Here is a 23,811-nt window from a genome sequence, read left to right as displayed (position 1 = left end):
TCCTAATTATCTTCCATAATTGCAATTAATGGTTTAATTTTATTCATACTAAATCAACTAATTAAGTAAGCTAATAAGTACAATCCTAAACCACTACCAATTGCAACAAGGGGAATTCAAAAGTTCAGAATTAATGGTAACGCTAACCCTATACTTGTTAAAATACTATTACCAATTACTAATCCTAATCATCCAAAACCAAACCCAGCAATTGTCATTATAATAATGACTGGAATATACATTCCAATTACTAACTTAGTAATATAACTATTTTTATATCCTAAGACTTTCATTGTTGCAATAATTGTTCGATTCTCAGCAATAATAATATTACTTGTTAGAATAATAATCATAAAACTTAAAATAAATGAAATAACTATAATGAAGATTAATATACTATTAACAGCCAGAATAATATCAGCTAAGATTTTTTTGGCTTCAGCGATTGGTAATAAATTATCAAATGCATTATTGGCATATGAAGGATAAGTAATAACATCATCATTGCCACTTTGTTGACGAGAACCACCATTTAACCCATAAAAACTATAGTCACCAAATGATTGAATAGTTGATAAACCATACTCAACATCATCAACAGTTTTACTGTTTGATGTTTTATAATTGAAAATTGGATATTCATTATTAAATACTTTAATTCAATCAACTGCTAAATCAGCATTGTCAAATGTTGAAACAAACTTGTTTCATAATTCACTAACTGGTGTTATTTGATTGCTATTACTATCAATAAATTCTTTTAATTTTTCTAAAGCTGTTTTATATGAACCACTTAAATTAAATACTGCTGAATTTAAAATTGAATTAGATCATTCATTCATAAATAAACGTAACAAATAATTTCTTGTTTGGTCAAATCCTAATAATTCTTCCGCTCTTGTATTGTTAATTCAAGCTTTAGCTGCTCCATATTGATTTGTTACTCCGACAACTTTAAAACTTTGATTAATCGTGTTACTTTTTAGTAATAAATCACCGCTAACTACTTTTTGATTTAAAACTGTTGGAGTTGTTGAAGTTGGATCATTTAAATCTAAAGTACTTTTTAATACTTCATCATTTTCTTGTCCATCACCAATATAACTATTTTTATATTTGTTTTCTTCATTAAATAACATCTTCCCAATTGTTCCAGCAGCTTTACCACTACCATCATCATAATTTCCAGTAACAGCACTAGCATCTCAACTATTTAAAATTTTATCTACTTGGTATCCTTTATCATCATTTTTTGTTAATAATTTTGCAATAACAGCAAAATCAATTGTATCACCTGCTTTTAATCCCAGTGTTCGTGATAGTGTTTGGTTAATCACGATTCCATCATTACCACTATTAAATAATAAGTCATTTAAATTACCCTTATTATTACTATTAATTAAGTTTTGGTTTTTAAAGCTTTCATCAATTCCATAAATTTTAAATTTAGTATTATTTGTTGTTGCTTCTAACATTGTTCCTCTATCATCTGTTAATGGGTTGAAAGGAACAACTCCAAAACTTAAATTAAAGTTTTTAGTTGGATCATTAAAAGCTGTTTTAATTTTGGCTTGAATTGTTTGGGGGGCTTTTGTATAAACTCCTTGCGTAAAACATTGGTTAACATTATTTACAAAATATGAGTAAATTCAGTCAAATAAATAGAACATTGGTTTTTTAACTTCATTAATAAAGTTATCAGCATTCCCTGACTGTAACGGAATTAAAAATGATTCCGACAATGGTCTTTCATCAGCTGGTCGTAAATGATTATCTTGTAAATTAATAACACTAATATTTTGATTGAATTCGCGGGCAAAATCATCTTTTGTAAAAATGTTATTGTTCAAAATTGAATTACTACTATCTAACGAAATTCGATTATCTTCAAAATATGGTTCACGTTGAATATCTAAGGCAACTGTATTACGATATTTTCAATAGAATAAACGGTACTGTTCTAATTCACGAACATATTTTAACGCTTGTGTTGGTGATTCTAAAAAGTTTAAAATTGTTTTTTTACTTAAAGATTGAAGTCCATAGTCACCATAATCTTTTCATGTACTACGACAAATTGCATTAGAAATTGTTTCATTATCTGTTCCTAAAACACTTAACTTATTACTTTTTAAGAATTCTTTTGAAATATTACGATATGTCAATGAACGCATTTCACTAGCATCATATGTTGGTGCATAGTTTTCCGAGTTTATTGTCCCATTTTCAAAATCAATTAAATACTGATCACCATTTTTTGTCATGTTTGTTTTTTCTAAAGCACTATCTGCTGTTCGTCATGGTTGCTGACTTGGATCATATGTTTTCATAAAAGTTGTTGGTAAATTATAAACTGGGCTATTGTATTCAACTAACGTATTGTAGTTATTTCCAGCATACGAATAATCAATATTATTTGTTAACATAATTGGAATCATTAATGAACCAGTAATCATTGCGGTACTAATAATCATTGTTAAAGAAACTCCCGCCATTTTTCCAAGAGAATTTGATAATTGCACAGCTTGGAATCTACTATCAAAAGTATTACGGAATGAAAACATTTTCTTAACTGCTCGTTTGATTCTTCCTGCTGAGAAAGAATCTTCTTTCTTAATTAATTCTAATGGTGTTTTTTTGACCACCATTAATGTTGCACTAATGATTGTTACTAATAATAACATTGTAAAAATAATAACAACTGAGGTTACTAATGCTCATGGGGCAAAAGCAAAACCAGTATATGGTAAGTTAAAGTATGAGCCAAAAATCAATTTAACAAAGAATTGCGCTGAAATTCCAAGTAAATAACCCAAGGCTCCTCCCGCTAGGGCAATCATTAATGGATATGATAAATAACTTCAAATAATATATCGTCGACGATATCCTAACGCTCTTAATAAACCGTTTTGTGGTCCTGTTGTTTCAATTTGGCGACGTAAAACTAAAATTAAAACAAAGAATGAAATAATTAAAATCAAGGCAATTAAAATATATGAACCTGTAATAAAGCCATTTAAGGCAGTTGTAAAGTAAACTGTTCGATTAGCAAATTTATATGTTGTATCAGTTTTAAAAGTTAAAACTGGTTCATCTGATAATAATGTTTTTTCATAATGCGATTTAAGAGCAATTTCTTGACTTGCTTGCGTATTTAAATACTTATTTAGTTTTCTTGATAAATTTTCTCTATCCGCCATTGAAACATTAGCATTAAATTTTCCTGCGTAATAGATTTCCCGGTCAAAATTACTTTCAGCCGCTAAAACTTGGTTTGTTAAGTCAAATTTATCAACGTCATATGTTTTACCATCAACATCAATTTTTTCTTTTGTTAGTCCAAATAATTTTGGATTAACATAAGCAATCCCTTCATCTTTCATATTTGGAAAAGGATGAGTTGAATCAATAATTGGAGTAATGAAATCAGCTGATTGGCCAAACCCAACAACACGAAATCATGTTGTTGATGAATAATTACTATTTGGTAATCAATCATTAATATCTTTCCCAGCAAATTCTGATAAATCAACTGGTGTTATTTCACTATCGGCAACTTTAATTGTTGTTCCATAAATATCTGCTTGCAAACGAATAATGTCATTAATTTTAATATTATTATTTTTAGCAAATTGGGGTGTCAAATATGTTCAGTGATTTGTTTCTCCCCGAATTGATTCCAAATATTTGGCATATACATCTAATGGCATTCCATTTGCCACAACAAATTTATCAACTGCTTGTTGTGGATTTAATGTTACTGCTTTAATAACTTTGTTATCTTTTAAATTAAATGTTCGAGCTTCAACTCGATTATATTTAAAATCTAACCCCATTTTCTTAATCTCTTCACTTTTCGCCAAGTAATCAACAATTGCATTTTGGCGTTTTTCTAAATCAGTAATTTCTAAAAATGGATCATTTTCCCCTTGAATGTATGATGTCTCAGAAAAATCAACAATAAAATCATGTTGGTTACTCATTTTTTCTGAAATAAAATTATTATAAACTAGATCAACCCGTTGTTTTGAAACTTCAACAATTGTAAAAATTAAACTTGTTAAAAAGACCAAAACAATTAAACCAAAAAACTGAATTTTATTTTTTGTTGTATTCCTAAAATTATTTTTAAATAAAAGCTTAAATCCGCGCATCTTTTTTCCCTCCTTGATATTAAAAACTATTACTAATTAATAAGTAATGGTGGGCAAGTCTCCTTTTTAAATTGAACTATTTTTTCACTTTGACGCAACTTATCAATCAATATTGATTGCTTAATAAAATTAATTCTTTTATTACCAAATAGTTGATATCATTTAATTTCAACTTCAGTAATTTTTAAAGTTTCATCTGTTTCAAAAATTAATTTTACCGCAGTAACAAAATTATCATTGGCTATGAAAAATAAAGCGTTTAAAAATTTATTATATGCTTTAACAATAATTAAATTTGTAATAAAAATTAATGTTAATATTAGGTAAAAAACATAATAAATTATTAACAAGCCCAAATATTCTTCAAAATGAACAAATAATAGCATTGTTTTAACTACAGCATTTAAATTAATAATAAAATTAATTTGGACAAAAATTACTAGATTAAAAAATCCAATCATAATAATTAGTCAATTTGTTCTAATAATTTCAAATAAATATTTTTTATTTGTATGCTTTTTAAATTTTCTTAAAATATCTGATCAAAAAAATAGGAAAAATAATAAAACAATATCAGTAATAATTAAATACAAGAATTTAAAAATAAATGAAAAAATTTGAAAAGCTGTACTTGGCATTATTAAAGCTAAGTAATTAAAACTGACATAACAAAAAAAGAAAACAACAAAAGTAGTAGTAAAACTAATATTAAATTTTTTAAAATTTATTTTCACTAAATTCACTCCTATTTTTTACAGTTTGTCCTTTTATTATAACATTAAAAAAGAAAAGTACAAAAAATGGCAATAAAAAAACAATAGTAATTTATTGTTTTTTTAATAATTAATAAAATTTTTAAGATTATGATACCATTAGTTTTTTAATATCATCACTACTAATTAAGTATTTTGTTCGACAAAAATCACAAACAATCTCAACTTCGCTATTATTTTCTAGCACCTCATTAATTTGTTCTTCTCCTAATAATTTGACTGATTCTAAAGCTTTTTCAAATGAACAACTACAACTAAACTTAATTTCTTCTGGTTCATAAATTTTACATTCTGGATCAATTAAATGAAAAATGTTTTTTAAATCATCAGATTCAATTAGTTTTTCGGTAATACTTCCTAAATTTTCAACTTTTCCTTCTAAATAGTCAATATCTTCTTCTTGGTGTTCAGGCAATAATTGAGCATATAAACCAACTGCTTTTTCAATTGTGTTATCTTTATTTAATTTAACTGAGCAAGCAATTAATGATTTAATTTGTTCACTTTGCACTAAGTAATAGGTAAAATCTAAATTAATTTCTCCTGAAATTAATTTAATTTTTCCTGTAAATGGTTCTTTCATCCCCAAATCTTTAATAACTTGTAAATAACCCTTTGTTCCAACTACTTGGGAAATTACATCATGGTCACGATCAATATCTTCTAAACTAAATTGGGGATTAGCACAAAAAGCTCTAACTTTATGCCCAGTATATTCAGCCATAATTGTCCCAATTGGACCCTTTCCGTTTAGAATCGAAGTAATTTTATCGCTTTCTTCTTTCATGTCACTACCAATTAAAATTGTTGCCATTGTTGTTCGCGCTAAGGCAATTGTTGCTAACGGATTTGTTTCATGTAATTTAATAATTTCATTTAACAAATTTGTTGCATCAGTAATGGTAATTTTTATATTATGGTCATTACTTAGACCTTTAACAATTCTGTCCATTTTAAACTTCTCACTTTCTTACCTCTTCAATTATATTATAGATTTTACCTAATCACAGAAAAAAACAAAAAAACCCCTTTAAAAGGAGTTAATTAAAAATAAAAAGGAATTAATTATTCCTTTTTATCTTTTGGTGTTTCTTTTTCACCATCTTTTTTATCTGCCTTTTTTGAATCATCAGCTTTTTTACGTTCTTTGGGTTTAATCTCTAAAATTTCCCCATTTGCTTCTTTTTCACGATTGCGTTCATTACGTTGTTTTTCTTCTAATACTTCTTTTGGCAATTGATGATTATTATTAATATACTCAATTTGTTCAGCAGTAATTGTTTCTAAGACGCGTAAACTTTCAGCAATTAAATCTAATAATTCTTTGTTTTCTGAAATAATTGCTTTGGCTGTTACATAACAATCATCTAAGATTTTGCGAACTTCACTATCAATTTTAGCTGCAATATCTTCTGAATAACGTTTAACACCACCATTATATTCATCTTTTGGTGATTCAAATTGTACTAAACCTAATGGACTCATCCCATATTCAGTTACCATATGACGAGCAATGTTTGTTGCTTTTTCTAAGTCATCATGTGCTCCAGTTGTAATTTTTGTTTTTCCAAACATTAATTCTTCTGCTGCACGTCCTCCTAAATAACCAGTAATTGTTGCATATAGGTTTTCTTTACTATGGAACATTGTTTCTTCTTTTGGTGTCATAATTGTATATCCCCCAGCTTGTCCCCGTGGAATAATTGTTACTTTTTGCACCATACTTGCTGCTTCTAATTTAACACCAATTAAGGCATGACCAGCTTCATGGTAAGAAACAATTTGTTTATCCATTACTGAATATTTACGTGATTCTTTTGCTGGTCCTCCAACTACTCGATCAATTGCTTCATCAATAATTTCAACTGAAATAATTTTAAGACCTTTTCGAACACAAAGAATTGCCGCTTCATTTAAAACATTTTCTAATTGTGCTCCTGAAAACCCTGGTGTTCTTTGGGCAATTCGACGGAAATCAATTTCCACTGAGATTGCTTTATTTCGGGCATGTAATTTTAAAATAGCTTCACGTTCATTAATATCAGGTAATGAGATTTGAATTTGACGGTCAAAACGTCCTGGTCGTAATAACGCTGGGTCTAAAACATCTACTCGGTTAGTTGCTGCCATCACAATAACTCCGGTATTTGTTCCAAATCCATCCATTTCAACTAGTAACTGGTTTAGGGTTTGTTCATTTGCCCCACTTCCTAGTGAAACTGTTCTTTTACGTCCAACAGCATCAATTTCATCAATAAAGATAATACAAGGTGCTGATTTTTTCGCCGCACTAAACATCTCACGAATTCTTGAGGCTCCAACCCCAACAAACATTTCTTCAAATTCTGAACCAGAAATTGAAAAGAAAGGTACACCAGCTTCTCCGGCAACAGCTTTTGCTAATAATGTTTTCCCTGTTCCTGGAGGCCCTTCCATTAGAACTCCTTTAGGTGCACGTGCTCCCATTGCTGAATATTTTTGTGGATTTTTTAAGTAATCAACAATTTCAACAAGTTCTTCTTTTTCTTCGTTAATTCCAGCAACATCTGAGAATCTTACAGTTGATTGAATTTGACGAGCTTTATTTTTCCCCATTGAAAATGGACTTCCACCAGCCATTCCCCCTGACATTTTCGTCATTTTCATCATAAATCAAATTGTTACTCCAATTATTAATACTCATGGTAGGGTTTGAACTAATGCTTGTTGTCAGAACGGCACAAAATCACGGTCAATTGAATTAAAGCCCCCTTCTAATCTATTACCTAGGTTAACAACTCAACGGTTTAATGGTTGGCCTGAGTCATCAGTATAGTAAGTAAAACTGTTAAAACCAGTTAAACTTCATTCTGAAGTATATTTAACTCGTTGGTTTCCCTCTAAAATCATTTCACCATCAATTTGGACACTATTTCTTCCAGTTTTGGCCACTACTGACATTTTTTTAACTTCTTTGTCATTATATTTAATGACTCTGTCATTGTCTCCCTCTTTAGTCCCAGTTACAACTGCTGCTAATTCGCTTTCACTAATGCGAGTTTTATCTGATTTTGACCAAAGAACAAGCATTAATACAAGTAATCCAATAAAAATTATTGTACTAATAATTGAAAACCACATTCTCTTTTTATTCATATATTCCCCTTCCACTACCATTTATTGGTAAATTAAACACGCTATTTTAAAACACTTAAAATAACGGCTACTAAACTTCTTTTTTATTTTATCATAAAATATATTTTTTTGTCTTTTTCTAAATCACTATTATTAATAAATTCTTTTACTTTTTGCCAAACTTTTGGGTTAGCATAAATTAAATTATTTTTTTGATCTAAAACATAATAGTCATAGCGGCTAAAAAGATCAATTTTTTCATCAATAAATCAGCGGTTTAATTTTTTATTTTTGATAATAATTGTTCGTAATTTTTCGATATCATTAGTTATTAATAATGGGTATTGATTAGGGTTAATTTTAAAACTATACTTTTGACAGGTTCCCTTATCAATTTGATAATTTTTTCAGAACGCTTTTGTTGCATTATTATTAATTACAGTTGAAACAACTTCTAATTCTGTTTGCTTAATAACTTTTACTACTTGATAACTCTTTACAAAATAATATTCTTTATTAATGGCTACTATAATATTTGGTTTTTTACTTTCTAATTCTTCTCTTAATTCAATTAAAAACTTTCGCTTTTTATTCGTAATTAAGGATGCTAATCCTAATTTTTTAAAATAATTAAATAAAATCATTTGTTTTAAGTTGGGGTCGCTAATTGCTTGTCATGTCTTAATATTAATAGTGCCCTTGTTCGCTAAAAAATAGCTTGTTGTTAAATCTTTTAATTGATCATTTATAGTATTATAGGTTTGCATTTCGGTCAATAAATCCATTATATTTAAATCTTGAATTTCTTGGCGAATAATATTACGATGATAAATCGGTAAAATATTAGTTGAATCAATAGCATAATTTATTTTATTATTACTCAAGTATTCTAAAATAAACTGGCGCGAAACATCTAACATAATTCTTTTAATTGTTAATTGGTCTTGTAATACTTTTGAAAAATAAGTACTTTCCACACTTAATCCATAATATTCAACCATCCCATTGCGCTGTTTTTGTAATAAGAATGTTTCAATATTATCAGTTAAATTATGCGCAATTAAAACAGCTAAGCAATCATATTGTTTTGCTACTTCAAGGAAAAAATCATAGCGTAAATAACGAGCAATTGCTTGAAAATTATGCGATAATTTTTGATACTGTAAATAATCTGCTGGTGTTACAGTTTTAACAAGCAGTTTAATTTTTCGTGTCTGACAATACTGTTCAACAATTTGTTGATCATAATAGCTATCTTCGCGCTTTTGATAATTAACAAAACAAACAATGAAATTATTGATATTTAGATCACTATTATTGTAGATATTATCTAACAGAAAAATACTATCTGGTCCTCCTGAGACAGCAATAATATATTTTCTATCAGGTTTTAACAGATCATAACGCATCATCTTATTTCTCCTATTTTGAAAATCATTTTTGAACCTGTAAACTATATTCCCCATTTTGATCATGAACAATAATTGGTTCTTCAACTTTTAACCCTGGTGCCCCTTGAAAAGTGGCTTCAATTAAAACATTAGCAGCCTCACTGTTATGAAAGGGATAAATAAATTGTAAACGTTTAACAGCAAAACTGTGCTTAGTTAGTAAAGTAAAAATTTCGGCTAAGCGATTAACACGATGAACCATCGCAAAATACCCTTTATTTTTAATAATTTTTGGTAAACTAGCAATTAAATCTGACAATGTTAAATGTGTTTCATGGCGAGCAGGAATTAATAACGTGCTTTTTTCATTTAACTTATAATCGCCAACTTTAAAAAATGGGGGGTTACAAATAATTAAATCAAATTTATTATCTGTACCAGCTTTAATATATTCTTTAATATCAGCATGAACAATTGCAATTTGTTCTGCTCTATTATTTAAAATTACATTTTCTTGTGCCAACATTATCGCATCCTTTTGAATTTCTACCCCAGTAATATGAGCTAATGTTTGGGTTGATAAGATTAGGGGGATCGCAGCATTATTTGTCCCAATATCTAAAATATTTTTGACCTTATTATTAATTGTTGCGAAACGAGCCAACAAAACTGTGTCAATTGAAAAATTAAACATGTCTTTACGCTGATATATTTTTAAGTTTTCATAATTTAATAAATCATTTAACATCTTCATTAAACCACCTCATTATAAAAATCAATCATCGCTTTTTCTAACACTAATTCTTTATTTAAGTTATCAGTTAATAAATTACCCATCGCAAAACAAATTTCAATTAATTTATTTTTTTTAGTTTCTAGCGTTGTAATCAATTTTTGACTACCAATATTATATTCTTGCCATGCGCTATTTTTAATAACATTACCAATCAAAAAGAGAATTTCTTGATTATCAAGATTACTATATCCAAATAATTCCCTAATTAAAATAAAAATATTTTCTTTATTGTTTTCTAAACTACTAAAAAAGTTAATAACAAATTCTTTTTTAAAATCTTCAATTACTTGATTTACAATAACATTATTCAATAGTAAATTTAAACAACGCGATTTAATTGTATCCAACACTTTATTTTTATTTTTTGTTAATAAAATTGCATACGTTGTTTCTGATGGTTCTTCTAAAAACTTTAGCAGAGAATTAGCAGCTTCAGGGGTCATTAATTCGGCTCCGCGAATAAGATAAATCTTTTTCCCATTTGCTTCTAAAGCAGAATATTGAAAACTAGCAATAATTTCTTGAATTTCTTCTTTTTTAATTGCGCTTAGATAATCACCACAAACTTTCAAATCATAGAAAGTATTATTATTAATTCTTTGACAATTATTACATGAACAATTAAGCTCAAGATTATTTTGACATACTAAAAAGCGTGCCAGCAAATTGGCAAACTGATTTAATTTATCACTATCATTATTAATAATTAACAGCTGATTAGGAAAAGAATTATTTTTAACTTGTTCTTTTAAAAAAGCAATTTTTTTAAAATCTTGGTCGGTAAACAAGCTATCCATTTTTTTGCGCCTTAATTTTATCAATTGCATTATAGACATAATAATATACTTGTTCTAACACTTCGTTAATTGATTTATCAGCATCAATCACTTTAATTCGTTCTGAATGCTCACTGATTAAAACTTGATACCCTTCATATACTTTTTCATGAAATGTACTTTTTTCTAAATCTAAGCGATTCATTTCATCCTCTGAACGTTCTTGCATTCGATTCAATGCGACTTTTGGTTCAATATCAAAGAAAAGTGTTAAATCTGGTTTTGTTGTTCCTAATACCATTGATTGAATTTCATCTAATGTTCTAATTCCTAATCCTCTTGCATAACCTTGATAAGCTGAAGTTGAATCCATAAATCGGTCGCAAATAACAATTGCCCCTTCTTTTAACGCTGGTAAAATATCTTGAGAAACATGTTGACAGCGAGCCGCAATATATAATAGGGCTTCTGTTCATGGATCCATTTTTTCATTTTTCTTACTTAAAATAATTTCACGAATTTGTTCAGCAATCTCATCTCCCCCTGGTTCACGAGTTAACACAACATTATAGCCTTCTGATCGTAATTTTTCACGTAATAATTTGGCAATTGTTGTTTTTCCTGACCCATCAATTCCTTCTAAAGTTATAAATAGCATATTTCCACTCCTTAAATTTCTTTTCGTCCTTCTAAAGCTTGCTTTAATGTAATCTCATCAACATAGTCTAATGAACCTCCAATTGGGATTCCTCGTGCTAAACGTGAAATTTTAACATCATTGTACCCTAAGATTTTTTTCAAATACTGGGCAGTTATTTCTCCCTCAAAAGTCGCGCTTACTGCAATAATGACTTCTTTAATTATTTTATCATTCATTCTTTTTTCTAGAGCAGAAAAAGTTATTTTCTCTGGTGTAATACCATTTTTAATATTAATTTCATAATTTAAAACATGGTATACACCATTAAAGATTTTTGCTTTTTCAAAAGTTAAAATATCAGAAAGATTTGTCACAATACATAGTTTACTTTGATCGCGATTAGGATTATGACAAAATAAGCAATTGCCTTTCTCAGCTAACGAAAAACAAATTGGGCATTGATAATAATTTGTTGCTATTTCTTGCAAAATATTTTGTAATTCAAAATTTTGTTTTTGATTAACAACTAACTTATTAAAAACTTTTTCCGCATTCTTTTTACCAATTCCTAAATAATTCTTTAATTTTTGAATTAATTCTTCATAGTTCATTTTTTCACCCTAAATTTTAATCGATAATTTTAATATTATCAAAAATTTGTTTTCCTGTTTCAATTGCTTCTTTGTGACTTTCATAGTCATCAATTTGCTTAATTAATAAGTTTTGATAAAACTCTTCAACATCAACTAGTGTTACTGTTGGTAATTTATTTACTTGTCGTAATTTTAAATAATCACCTTTAATGTTTGATCATTCATTTTCGCTTAAAGCAATAATAACAAAATCAGAATCAAAGTATTCAAATAATTTATTTCTAAATTCTCAGTCACTCATTTCATGACTAATTCAATTTGCTTCTGGTTTTGTGCTTGTAACAATAATTAGTCCTTGGTCAGATGCCGCAGTATATTTAACACCATAGAAACTAATTAATTTCTCAAAGTTAATTTTTTTATCTTTTGTTTTAATTAATTCATTAAAAAAAGTTTCAAATTTTTCGCGGTTTTCTTTATTGGCAGCTACTAAAATATTTAAAATTTGATTAACCGAATAATTAATATCAGTGAAATTATAAATATTAATTCGTTTCTTAATATCATCACGGTACTTATCAAGATTTGTTATCCCAGCAATATTATTTTCAAATCCACTATTTGTTTCATTCAATTCTTCATTTTTAATTATTACTTTTTCACTAGCTGGGATTCCTGTTTCAACATTTTCTTCATTAGTAAAAAACTGGTCAGGATCAGCAGGAGCTATAAAACTATTTTCAAATAATCCTTCCATTGGAATATCCTCTTGTTCAATTTCAACATTGTCTTTGATTTCTGCTTGTTGCTGTTCTGCTGTAAAAAGATTATTATCAACTGGTTCTTGGTTATGTTTAATATTATTTTTAGAATATATTTTTATATTTTTATTACTTTCTGGATAAATATTTTGTTCTTTAATTTCTGGTTGCACCATTTTAAAATCTTTAATTCCATTTGAAAGTACTAAATCTGTTAAATCTTTCTTATTATCTTCAAAAAATGATAAAGCTTTTAGTAAGATTAATTCAAAATATAACTCTTGCGATTTTGCTAATTTCATTTTATTTAAATTATCTGTTAACAGATCAATTAAACTTACTAGCTCTTTAGAAGTTAGTTTATTCGCAAAAATTTCAGCTTCGGTTTTTGATAAGATTGTTAAAAAATTAAGATTATTTGTTTGTTTAAACTCAAAAATTTCTTTTAAAATATCTAGCAAGGAAATTGCTAATAGTTCAAAATCTGTTCCAGCAAAATAAAGTTTCTTACTAGTTTCTAAAACTTCATTAGCATTATTTTCAAAAATATTTTTTAAAATCGCTAATTTATTTTGTTTTGAAACTGTTGCAAAAATAGTATTAACTGCCTCTAATGTAACATTGCGATTTGAAAACATTACAACTTGTTCTAAAATACTCAATGAGTCCCTGGCACTACCATCTGATAATAAAGCAATTTCTTTAATTGCTAATTCTTCAAATTTAATTTGCTCATGGTTTAAAATATTAATTAAATTTTGTTCTAATTCGCTTTTTGATATTTTTCGAAAATTATACTGCTGACAACGGGAAATAATTGTTGCTGGAATTTTATGACTTTCTGTTGTTGCTAAAATAAAAATAACATGTTTTGGTGGCTCTTCTAATGTTTTTAATAACGCATTAAAAGCGGAATTAGTTAGCATATGAATTTCATCAATAATATAAACTTTATATTTTGCTTTTGTTGGTGATAACTGAACGTTATTCCGAATTTCTCTAATTTCATCAACCCCGTTATTTGAAGCGGCATCAATTTCTAAAACATCAACAGCAAAACCTTGATTCATTTCAAGACAGTTAATACAATTATTACAAGCAACTCCACTTACCAAATTTTCACAATTAATACTTTTGGCAAAAATTTTTGCAATTGATGTTTTTCCTGTTCCCCGTGGTCCGGAAAATAAATAGGCATGTGAAAACGAATTATTACTAATTGCGTTTTGTAATGCAACCTTAATTTCTGTTTGTCCTATTACACGATCAAAGCCATTAGGACGATATTTTCGATATAATGATATGTAATTCATTTTATTCCCCCCAAATAGTAATTAATTAAGCTAATTAAATCTAGTCTTATTTTACTATTTTTAAACCTAAATTGTTATCTTAGTTTAAGAAAAAAACCTTGCATAATATTTTTTAAATCATTTTTTTCTTTATTATCATTAATTTTATGTATTGCCATTTTCGATAAGTCAAAGGTGTGGTTAGATTTTACAAAGCCAAATTTTTCATTTTCTAAATAATAATTAATTTTTTTTATCCCTGCGTTTACAATCGCCCCCAAGCACATCATACACGGTTCAACTGTTATCCAAATTGTACAATCTTGCAATTTTGAAGCTTTTATTTTTTTACAAGCTTGATTAATCGCATAAATCTCTGCATGGGATGTAACAATATTTTTATTAGTTTTATTTTGTCCAATACCAATAATTTCGCCCTTTTTGTTGCTAATAATCGCTGCGATTGGGACTGAATCTTTCTTTGCGGCTTTTTTTACTAAACTATAAAGTTTTTGAAAAATCTCTTCTTTATTATTCATTTTATCCACCTTTTGCTATAAAAAATGCCAATACACATAGTCCTTAGTCTTATGGCTGCTACCTTCCGGTCCTGACCAGTTTCAAATGTAACTATTGTAATGGCATTAATTATTATATCAATAATATCTAAAAAAGCAAACTTTTTAATGTTAAAAAACACTTCTTTTTTTTGTTTCACGTGAAACATTTTTTAGTAACTTTTTTTAATAGCACTTTCCCAAATATTTCTGCTTGAATTTACTTTTGTTTCACGTGAAACATTAAATAAAAAAAGCTTAATAAACGCTCTTACTTAATTTCTTTTTCACCCTGCATATAAGGTTGCAAAATTTCGGGAATATTAACAGTCCCATCTTCATTTTGAAAATTTTCCAAAATTGCTGCAATTACTCGATCAATAGCTAATCCTGAACCATTTAATGTGTGAACATATTTAATTTTTTCATCTTTATCACGATAACGTAATTTCATTCTACGAGCTTGGAAATCAGTACAATTTGAACATGATGAAACTTCGCGATATTTATTTTGACCAGGCATTCATAATTCAATATCATATGTTTTTGCTGATGAAAATCCCATGTCCCCTGTACATAAGACAATTACTCGATATGGGATTTTTAATAACTGTAGAATATTTTCAACATCAAGAACCATTTTTTCTAACTCATTGAATGATTCTTCTTGTTTAACAAATTTAACTAATTCAACTTTTTTAAATTGATGTAACCGAATAATTCCTTTTGTATCTTTTCCAGCTGATCCAGCTTCTTGGCGAAAACATGGTGTATAAGCACAATGATAAATTGGTAATTGTTCTTCTTTTAAAATTTCTTCTCGATATAAATTAGTTACTGGTACTTCTGCTGTTGGAACTAAATATAGATTATCTTTTTCAATATAATAAGCATCATCAGCAAACTTTGGCAGATTTCCTGTTCCATACATAATTTGTGGTTGTACTAAAATTGGTGGTTCAATTTCAACATAATTTCGTTTGTGATGCTGGTCTAACATCAAATTCATTAGCGCTCGTTCTAGCCGTGCCCCCATTCCTTTATAAACAACAAATCGTGCTCCTGATAATTTAACTCCACGTTCAAAGTCAATAATATTTAACTGACTCGCAATTTTGTCATGTTCTATTGTTTCAAATAAATGTCTTGTTGGTTCTCCTCAGCGACGAATTTCAATATTATCTTCTTCATCTTTTCCAACCGGAACACTTTGATCAGGAAGATTAGGAACAACTTCAATAATTTTTAAAATGCTATTTTCAATTAATTCTAATTTAGTTTCAATTGCTTCAATATCTTTTTTTTCATTATTAACAAGTTGTTTTAATTCCTCAGCTTGTGTTAAATCTTTTTGCACAATTAGTTCCCCAATTTTTTTTGAGTTAATATTACGTTTTTCTTTTAACTTTTCTAAATCATTAATTAGACTTTTTCGCTCTTCACTTAAAGCTACTATTTCTCGTAAATTATCAAAGCTACTATTTCTTGTATTTAATCGTTTGATTACTTCTTCAATATCAGTAACCACTACTTTTTGATCTAACATACTTATTCTCCTTTTAAATCATTGATTCTTAGTAATTCAACTACTTCAATTTTATCATCTTTATTTAACTTAATTAGTTTGACACCTGATGTTGTTCGCCCAAATGTTGGAATTTGTGATAATGGTAGTCGAATAATATTACCTTGTTTTGTTGCGATAATTATTTCCGCATCATTTCTAACAAAGTTAACAAAATTTAATTTTCCTGTTTTATATGTTAAGTTCATAGACTTAACACCTTTACCACCACGACCAGTTACGCGATATTCAGAAATTAAAGTTTTTTTAGCAAACCCATTTTCTGTTACTGATAAAATATATTCTTCGCCGGCCAATCGAGATGAAATACTGATTGTTTCCCCTTTATCATTTATAATACCTTTTACTCCAATTGATTGTCTACTCATTGAACGAATTTCTTTTTCATTAAAACGGATTACTTTACCATCATCATTTGCAATAATAATATCACAATTATCTTCACTAACAATAACATCAACTAATTCATCACCATCTTTTAATTCAATTGCCACTTTTCCTGATTGACGAATTTGACTAAATTCAGCTAGTTTTGTTTTCTTAATTAATCCTTTTTTTGTAACAAAAAATAAATTACTTTCTTGGGAGATACTTTCATTAATCGTTAAAATTGTTTTAATTTGCTCTTTTTTATCAATTGCAATTAAATTAATAATTGGTAATCCGCGAGCTTGGCGTGAATAACTTTCAACTTGGTATGCTCGTAATTTATAAACTTTTCCCGAATTAGAAAAGAAAAATAATGAATCAATACTATTAGCTAAAACTATCTTATTGATACTATCATCAACATTATTAGCTGTTCCAATAATTCCTTTACCACCCCGATTTTGAGTTTTAAAAGTATCTTCTGTAACACGCTTAATATAACCATCTTTTGTTAATAAAATTAAAATACTTTCTTGTTTAATTAATTCTTCCGGATCAATCTCTGTTAATTCTTCTTGAATAATTTGACTTCGACGTTGATCACCATATTTATTTTTAATTTCTTCTAATTCTTTAATCATAATTTCAATTTGATAATCACTATTATTAATAATTTTTTCTAGCTCCAGAATCTCAGTTTTGATTGCTATTATTTCACTAATAATTTTTTTAATCTCTAATCCAGTTAATCGTTGTAAACGCATTTCTAAAATTGCTTTAGCTTGTTCAACAGCTAACTTAAATGCTCTAACCAAACCATCATTGGCTTCTTGTGTTGTTGGTGATTGTTTGATAATTCTAATCACTTCATCAATATGATCTAAGGCAATTCTTAATCCTTCTAAAATTAGTAAACGATTCTGACATTTTTTTAAATCATACTGGCTTCTTTTAATAATAATATTAATTTGATGCTCAATAAAATAATTAAGAATTTGTTTAATCCCCATTATTTTTGGTTGATTTTTGGACAACGCTAAAATATTTAATGAATAATTTGTCTGCAATGGGGTCATTTTATATAATTTATTTAAAATAAATGTCTCTTGCACATCGCGTTTTAATTCAATAACAATTCTAACCCCTTCACGGTTTGATTCATCCCGTAAATCAGCAATTCCAACAATTGTTTTTTCTTTAATTAAATCAGCAATTTTTTCAACTAACTTTGCCTTATTAACTTGATAGGGAATTTCTGAGATAATAATTTTTTTCTTATTATTATTTTCTTCAATACTTACTTTTGAACGAATTGTAATTGCCCCATTCCCTGTCTCATATGCTTTTAATAAACTTGTTCCCGTTGTAATTAAAGCTCCTGTTGGGAAATCTGGACCACGAATAATTTTTGTTAATTGGGCTGTTGTGATTTCTTTATTTTTTGTAATTGCAATAACTCCATCAATTACTTCCCCCAAATTATGGGGCGGAATATTAGTTGCCATTCCAACAGCAATTCCACTTGCCCCATTCACTAATAGGTTTGGAAAATAACCTGGTAAAAAAGTTGGTTCTTGTTCACTACCATCATAATTATCAGCAAAAATTACTGTTTCTTTTTCAATATCTTTAATTAATTCCCCAGCAATTTTACTCATCCTTGCTTCTGTATAACGCATCGCCGCTGGGGCATCACCATCCATTGATCCAAAATTTCCATGACCATCAATTAACGGATAACGATATGAAAAATCTTGTGCCATTCTTACCATTGCTTCATAAACAGCTGTATCTCCATGCGGGTGATATTTCCCAATTACTTCCCCAACAATCCGCGCTGATTTTTTATGTTGCTTATCATATGTCATATTTAGATCTCACATTGCATAAATAATTCGACGATGAACAGGTTTTAACCCATCGCGAACATCTGGGATTGCCCGTGAAACAATAACTGACATAGCATAATCTAAAAAACCTGTTTTCATTTCATCAGAAATATCAACATCTTTTATTTTTCCATCATAATCATAGTTATTATCTTCTGGATTCATTTTCTTTTCTCCTTATCTTTAAATATCTAAATTTTTAACATATTTGGCATTTTCTTTAATAAACTTTTTGCGTGGTTCAACATTTTCACCCATTAATTCTGTACAAATTAAATTAGCATCAAAAGCATCATTAACTGAAACTTTTAACAATACTCGGTTGGTTGGATCCATTGTTGTTTCTCATAATTGTTCAGGATTCATTTCTCCTAATCCTTTATAACGTTGAATTGTAAAATTATTTATTTTTTTTGCTTTTAATTCTTCCTTATACTCTCCTAATTCAAGATCAGAGTAAGCATATTTAACATTATTACCATTTTGGATTTTATATAACGGTGGTTGGGCAATATAAACATTACCATTTTCAATCAAATCTTTCATATAACGATAAAAGAATGTTAACAATAAAATACGAATATGAGAACCATCAACATCAGCATCAGTCATAATAATTACTTTATGATAGCGTAATTTTTTCCCATTAAATTCTTCTTTAATTCCAGCTCCTAAAGCAGTAATAATAGAATTAATTTCATTATTTTCAAATACTTTTAATTGACTAGCTTTTTCAACATTTAAAATTTTTCCTTTTAATGGTAAAATAGCTTGAAACTTACGATCACGTCCCGCTTTGGCACTACCACCCGCTGAGTTTCCCTCAACAATATATAATTCAGCAATTTCAGCATTTTTTGTTTCACAATCCGATAATTTTCCTGGCAATGAAAAGCTCTCCATCGCATTTTTACGTCGGGTTGACTCTTTTGCTCGTTGCGCAGCAATCCGGGCTTTTAGGGATAATGCAATTTTTTCAAAAATATTTTTGCTATCTTCTGGATTTTCTAATAAAAAACTTGCTAAACCTTTTCCAACAATATTAGAAACAATTTTTTTAACTTCACTATTTCCTAACTTTGTTTTTGTTTGTCCTTCATACTGTGGTTCAGGATGACGAACAGAAATAATAACAGTTAATCCTTCTTTAATATCATCTCACGTGTATTTTTCCTCATTATTATTCTTATTACCCTTATTATTTTTAATATAGTTATTAAGTTCACGAACTAACGCTAGTTTTGTTCCCTCTTCATGGGTTCCCCCTTCATGAGTATTGATATTATTACAAAAGGAAAAAAAGTTTTCCGTATAACTATCATTATATTGTAAACCAAATTCAACCATAATATTTTCTTCGGTTCCTTCAACATAAAAAATATCATTTAATGGTAACCCAATTGTTTTATTTAATTCTGAAACATAATCTTTAATCCCATTTTTAAAATTATATTCAACAAATGTATTTTCCTCATCACGATGATCTAACAAAGAAATATTTAAACCTTTATTTAAAAAAGCTAATTGTTTAATCCGTTTTTCAATTGTGGAAAAATTAAAAATTGTGGTTTCTTTAAAAATTTCAGGATCTGGTTTAAAAGTTACAGTTGTCCCTTGTTCATTTGTTGTTCCTACTTTTTGAATTGGTGATAAGATTTTACCCCCATTGTAGAACTCCATTAAATATTTTTCACCATCACGATTAACTTCAACTTTTAAATAGTTACTTAAGGCATTAACAACACTAGCTCCAACCCCATGTAAACCCCCAGAAATTTTATATGTATCTGAATCAAATTTCCCCCCAGCATGTAAAACAGTAAAAACTGTTTCTAATGTTGAAACTTTTGTTTTACTATGAATACCAGTTGGAATTCCTCGACCATTGTCTTTTACTGTAATTGATTCATCATCATTAATAATAATTTCAATCTTATCACAATAACCTGCCAATGCTTCATCAATTGAATTATCAATAATTTCTCAGACTAAATGATGTAAACCACGAATATTAGTCGCCCCAATATACATCCCTGGGCGTTTACGAACAGCTTCTAATCCTTCTAAAACTTGAATTGAATTGGAATTATAAGTTTCTTTCATTTTAATCCTCATTTCTTGCTAAAGACATTTTACCATATTAGACGATTTAAGTACCAAATTATGCCAAGAATAAATTATTTTTAATTTTTTTATTTTAATTTTTTTTATTCCTTATTTTCAATAAAACAAACTAATAAAATAAAAAAATAGTTATTTTAAGAATAACTATTTTAAAATTTTTAGTTTTAAACCACTAACTTAATATGAACGAATTGGTAACACTAACTGTTGTAATGTGTCATCTTCTTGGGCAACAATAATTAATGGTTTTGCTTCATCAATCATTTTAATTGTTACTTCTCTTGTTTTAAAAGCTTTTAAAGCATCTAAAATATATTTTGAGTTAAAGGAAATAATTTGATCACTTCCTTCAATTTTATAATCTTGAATTTCTTCTTCAGTATTTCCAATTTCTTGTGTAAATGAAGTAATTTTAACTTTTTGATTACCAATTTTTAAAGTCACAATTGTTGTCATTGCTTCATTTGATAAAACACTTGCCCGTTCAATAATTTTAATTAGTTCACGATTATTAACTGTTAATGAAGTATTAAAATTATCTGGAATAACTTTTGTTGTATCAGGATATTTTCCTTCAATAATTTTTGATTGAATAATTGTATTATTTAATAAAACACTAACTGATTTTTCATTGATTTTCATAATAATGTCATCATTATCATTAATTAATTTACCAATTTCATTAATAAATTTCCCAGGAATAATAACATCAAATTCGTTTGAATTGTGATACTTAATTTTTTTAGATGATAATCGGAAAGAATCAGTTGCTGTAATAATTAATTCTTGTTTTGTTAAATCGGTTTTTAAATTAAGACCATTAAAAACAATTCGTTTTTCTTTTTCCCCAATTGCAAAACTTGTTTGCGAAATAATTTCTTTTAATAAATTACTTGTAAAAGTAATTTCTTTTCCTTCTGTTTCAAATGCTAAATGAGGATAATCTGATGCTGTTAAGGTATTTAAAACTGAATCAAAATTATGAGCTTTAATTTTAATTAATGATCCTTCTACAGCCTCTAATGTAATAAATTCATCTTCAATTTTTCGAATAACTTCAATAATGAATTTATTTTTAATTAAAATATTACCAATTGATTTAATTACTAAATTATTACCAATTAAGATTTCTGATTTAATTGAAGTATCACCATCAGATGTAGTAAATGTTACTTTATCTTTCTTTACTTCAATCAAAATTCCTAATAAGGAAGGAATTAATGTTTTTTGTGAAATAATTCGACTTACTTTTAATAATTCTTCTAAAATACTTTCACGTTTAATATTAATAATCATTACTTATACCTCTCTTACAACCATATATAATCATTATATCCTAATATATATTAAATTTTATTTATTTAAATTATTATTATTAGTTTGTTGAAATTGTGGATAACTTTTAAAAAATAAATATTAATAAGGCTATTTCACCAATAAAAACTAGTGGATAAAAATGTGATTATTTTCCTTCAATTTTTTTACGAATTGAATTAACAAAATATTTAAATTCTTTATTTGTTGTAATTTGGTTTTCAACTTTTTTAACACTATTCATGACAGTTGTATGATCTTTACCACCAAATTCTACCCCAATTCTTGTAAAAGGGTCATCTAATAAAGTTCGACAAAAATACATTGCTAATTGACGTGCTTGCATAACATTGCTAACCCTTGTTTTACTCATCATTGCTTTGATAGTAATATTATAGTTATCAGCTATTACTTGTTTAATTTTTTTAGAAGTAATTTTTTCATTATTTTGCAAGGGTGCATCTTTAAAAGACTTTTCAACATCCTTTAAAGTAATAATTTCATCGGGTTTTTTATTCATTACCGCAAAGAATAAGAGACGTTTAATTGCTCCTTCTAACTTTCTAACATCACTGTTAAAGTTTAGGGCAATAAATTCTAATGCTTCTTCTGAAAATAATGATAAGTTACGTTGTTGTTTTAATTTTTGCTCTAAGATTTTTAAAGCTGTTTCAAAATCAGGTGAATCTAGGCCAATACTTAAACCATAGGAAAAGCGTGAAATAATTCGGGCTTCAAATCCCCCTAAATCATCGGGATATTTATCAGAAGTAATAACAATTTGTTTATTTTTTTCAATATATGAATTAAAGATGTAGAAGAAAATCTCATTTGTTTTATTCCGCTTTGCTAATAGCTGAATATCATCAATCATTAAACAATCATATTGATCATATGATGTTTTAAAGGCTTCAATTACTTGGTGACCTTGGTTTAAAATATCCATCGCAATTTTTCCAAATTCATCAGCGCGTAAGTATTTTACTTTTAATTGTCCATCATATAATTCTTCAACTTTATTCTTAATTGCATATAATAAATGGGTTTTTCCTAATCCTGAATCCCCATAAATAAATAAGGGATTTCATTTATTTCCCAGATCTTGGGCAACAGCTAAAGCTGCTTGTAAAGCCTCTTGGTTTGAATCTCCACTAACAAAGTTTTCAAAAGTATAATTTTCATAGTAAATTGTTTTTTTGGCATTATTTAAAGTATCAACATTATTTGCAACAATTGGATTTTTATTAATATTTTGTTCTAATTCAAACGAAGTATGATATTCAATCCCAGTTAGTGATTTTAGAATTTGGGTAATTTTATCTTTTAATCCTGCTTCAAAAACACCAATTGCAATTTCTGATTTAGTTGTAATTAAACAGTTATTATCTGATACAGTATATAAGTTTGTATCACTAATATAGTAGTTATATATTTCTGGGGGGATCGATTCATCTCGTGCCAAAATTTCTTTTACTTCTGTTCACAATTCTTTTGTGTTCATTGCCTTTTCACTCCATTTTTTTCTAATTCTTATTATAAAGAAAGATGTGGAAAAGTCGCAAAAGTTATTTTTAATTTGCTAAAAATTTAGGTTTTCCACAAAACTTTAATTTCTTAAAAAATATTAAACCCTTATTTTACTTAATTTTTATTAGTTTTCCACATAATTAACAAATTTTGTTT

General features: G+C 27.8%; 16 protein-coding genes and 1 other RNA gene. All 17 read right to left on the bottom strand.

Features of this window, described 5'->3' with window-relative positions; translation table 4 throughout:
* Window positions 1-2: 2 nt before the first annotated feature.
* Window positions 3-4,154, bottom strand: a complete 4,152-nt coding sequence (locus tag SCHRY_RS00085; protein ID WP_016338430.1) for an ABC transporter permease — start codon at window positions 4,152-4,154, stop codon at window positions 3-5.
* 32 nt (window positions 4,155-4,186) lie between these two features.
* Window positions 4,187-4,888 carry a hypothetical protein gene (locus tag SCHRY_RS00080; RefSeq protein ID WP_016338429.1) on the bottom strand — a complete coding sequence of 234 codons (702 nt, stop codon included), beginning with the start codon at window positions 4,886-4,888 and terminating at the stop codon, window positions 4,187-4,189.
* Window positions 4,889-5,015: 127 nt separating this feature from the next.
* Window positions 5,016-5,879 carry an Hsp33 family molecular chaperone HslO gene (locus tag SCHRY_RS00075; RefSeq protein ID WP_016338428.1) on the bottom strand — a complete coding sequence of 288 codons (864 nt, stop codon included), beginning with the start codon at window positions 5,877-5,879 and terminating at the stop codon, window positions 5,016-5,018.
* Window positions 5,880-5,992: 113 nt separating this feature from the next.
* Complete coding sequence (gene ftsH / locus SCHRY_RS00070) at window positions 5,993-8,062, bottom strand: ATP-dependent zinc metalloprotease FtsH (protein WP_016338427.1); 2,070 nt, start codon at window positions 8,060-8,062, stop codon at window positions 5,993-5,995.
* A gap of 83 nt (window positions 8,063-8,145) precedes the next feature.
* Window positions 8,146-9,453, bottom strand: a complete 1,308-nt coding sequence (gene tilS, locus SCHRY_RS00065) for a tRNA lysidine(34) synthetase TilS (RefSeq protein WP_016338426.1) — start codon at window positions 9,451-9,453, stop codon at window positions 8,146-8,148.
* Between the two features lie 10 nt (window positions 9,454-9,463).
* The gene (locus tag SCHRY_RS00060) at window positions 9,464-10,180 is read right to left on the bottom strand and encodes a tRNA1(Val) (adenine(37)-N6)-methyltransferase (RefSeq protein WP_016338425.1); all 717 of its coding nucleotides are present in this window, start codon (window positions 10,178-10,180) and stop codon (window positions 9,464-9,466) included.
* Between the two features lie 5 nt (window positions 10,181-10,185).
* Window positions 10,186-11,025, bottom strand: a complete 840-nt coding sequence (locus SCHRY_RS00055) for a DNA polymerase III subunit delta' (RefSeq protein ID WP_016338424.1) — start codon at window positions 11,023-11,025, stop codon at window positions 10,186-10,188.
* Complete coding sequence (tmk, locus tag SCHRY_RS00050; protein ID WP_016338423.1) at window positions 11,018-11,662, bottom strand: dTMP kinase; 645 nt, start codon at window positions 11,660-11,662, stop codon at window positions 11,018-11,020. The genes SCHRY_RS00055 and tmk overlap by 8 nt, the downstream gene beginning before the upstream one ends.
* Window positions 11,663-11,673: 11 nt before the next feature.
* The gene (gene recR, locus SCHRY_RS00045) at window positions 11,674-12,255 is read right to left on the bottom strand and encodes a recombination mediator RecR (RefSeq protein WP_016338422.1); all 582 of its coding nucleotides are present in this window, start codon (window positions 12,253-12,255) and stop codon (window positions 11,674-11,676) included.
* 16 nt (window positions 12,256-12,271) lie between these two features.
* The gene (gene dnaX / locus SCHRY_RS00040) at window positions 12,272-14,311 is read right to left on the bottom strand and encodes a DNA polymerase III subunit gamma/tau (RefSeq protein WP_016338421.1); all 2,040 of its coding nucleotides are present in this window, start codon (window positions 14,309-14,311) and stop codon (window positions 12,272-12,274) included.
* Window positions 14,312-14,385: 74 nt separating this feature from the next.
* Entirely contained in the window at window positions 14,386-14,829 is a 444-nt protein-coding gene (locus tag SCHRY_RS00035; protein WP_016338420.1) for a deaminase, read from the bottom strand.
* Window positions 14,830-14,845: 16 nt separating this feature from the next.
* An RNA gene (gene ffs, locus SCHRY_RS05305) (signal recognition particle sRNA small type) lies at window positions 14,846-14,940 on the bottom strand.
* A gap of 178 nt (window positions 14,941-15,118) precedes the next feature.
* Window positions 15,119-16,393, bottom strand: a complete 1,275-nt coding sequence (gene serS / locus SCHRY_RS00025; protein ID WP_016338419.1) for a serine--tRNA ligase — start codon at window positions 16,391-16,393, stop codon at window positions 15,119-15,121.
* Between the two features lie 2 nt (window positions 16,394-16,395).
* Complete coding sequence (gene gyrA, locus SCHRY_RS00020; RefSeq protein WP_016338418.1) at window positions 16,396-18,855, bottom strand: DNA gyrase subunit A; 2,460 nt, start codon at window positions 18,853-18,855, stop codon at window positions 16,396-16,398.
* 18 nt (window positions 18,856-18,873) lie between these two features.
* The gene (gyrB, locus tag SCHRY_RS00015) at window positions 18,874-20,793 is read right to left on the bottom strand and encodes a DNA topoisomerase (ATP-hydrolyzing) subunit B (RefSeq protein WP_016338417.1); all 1,920 of its coding nucleotides are present in this window, start codon (window positions 20,791-20,793) and stop codon (window positions 18,874-18,876) included.
* A gap of 198 nt (window positions 20,794-20,991) precedes the next feature.
* On the bottom strand, window positions 20,992-22,110 hold the full coding sequence (dnaN, locus tag SCHRY_RS00010; RefSeq protein ID WP_016338416.1) for a DNA polymerase III subunit beta: 1,119 nt from the start codon (window positions 22,108-22,110) through the stop codon (window positions 20,992-20,994).
* Window positions 22,111-22,276: 166 nt separating this feature from the next.
* Window positions 22,277-23,629 (bottom strand): chromosomal replication initiator protein DnaA, encoded by a 1,353-nt coding sequence (gene dnaA / locus SCHRY_RS00005; protein WP_016338415.1) that lies wholly within the window; start codon window positions 23,627-23,629, stop codon window positions 22,277-22,279.
* Window positions 23,630-23,811 lie beyond the last annotated feature (182 nt).

This window comes from Spiroplasma chrysopicola DF-1 (assembly GCF_000400935.1).
In the GTDB taxonomy this organism is placed as follows: domain Bacteria; phylum Bacillota_I; class Bacilli_A; order Mycoplasmatales; family Mycoplasmataceae; genus Spiroplasma; species Spiroplasma chrysopicola.
This window is presented reverse-complemented; position numbering and strand designations above follow the sequence as displayed.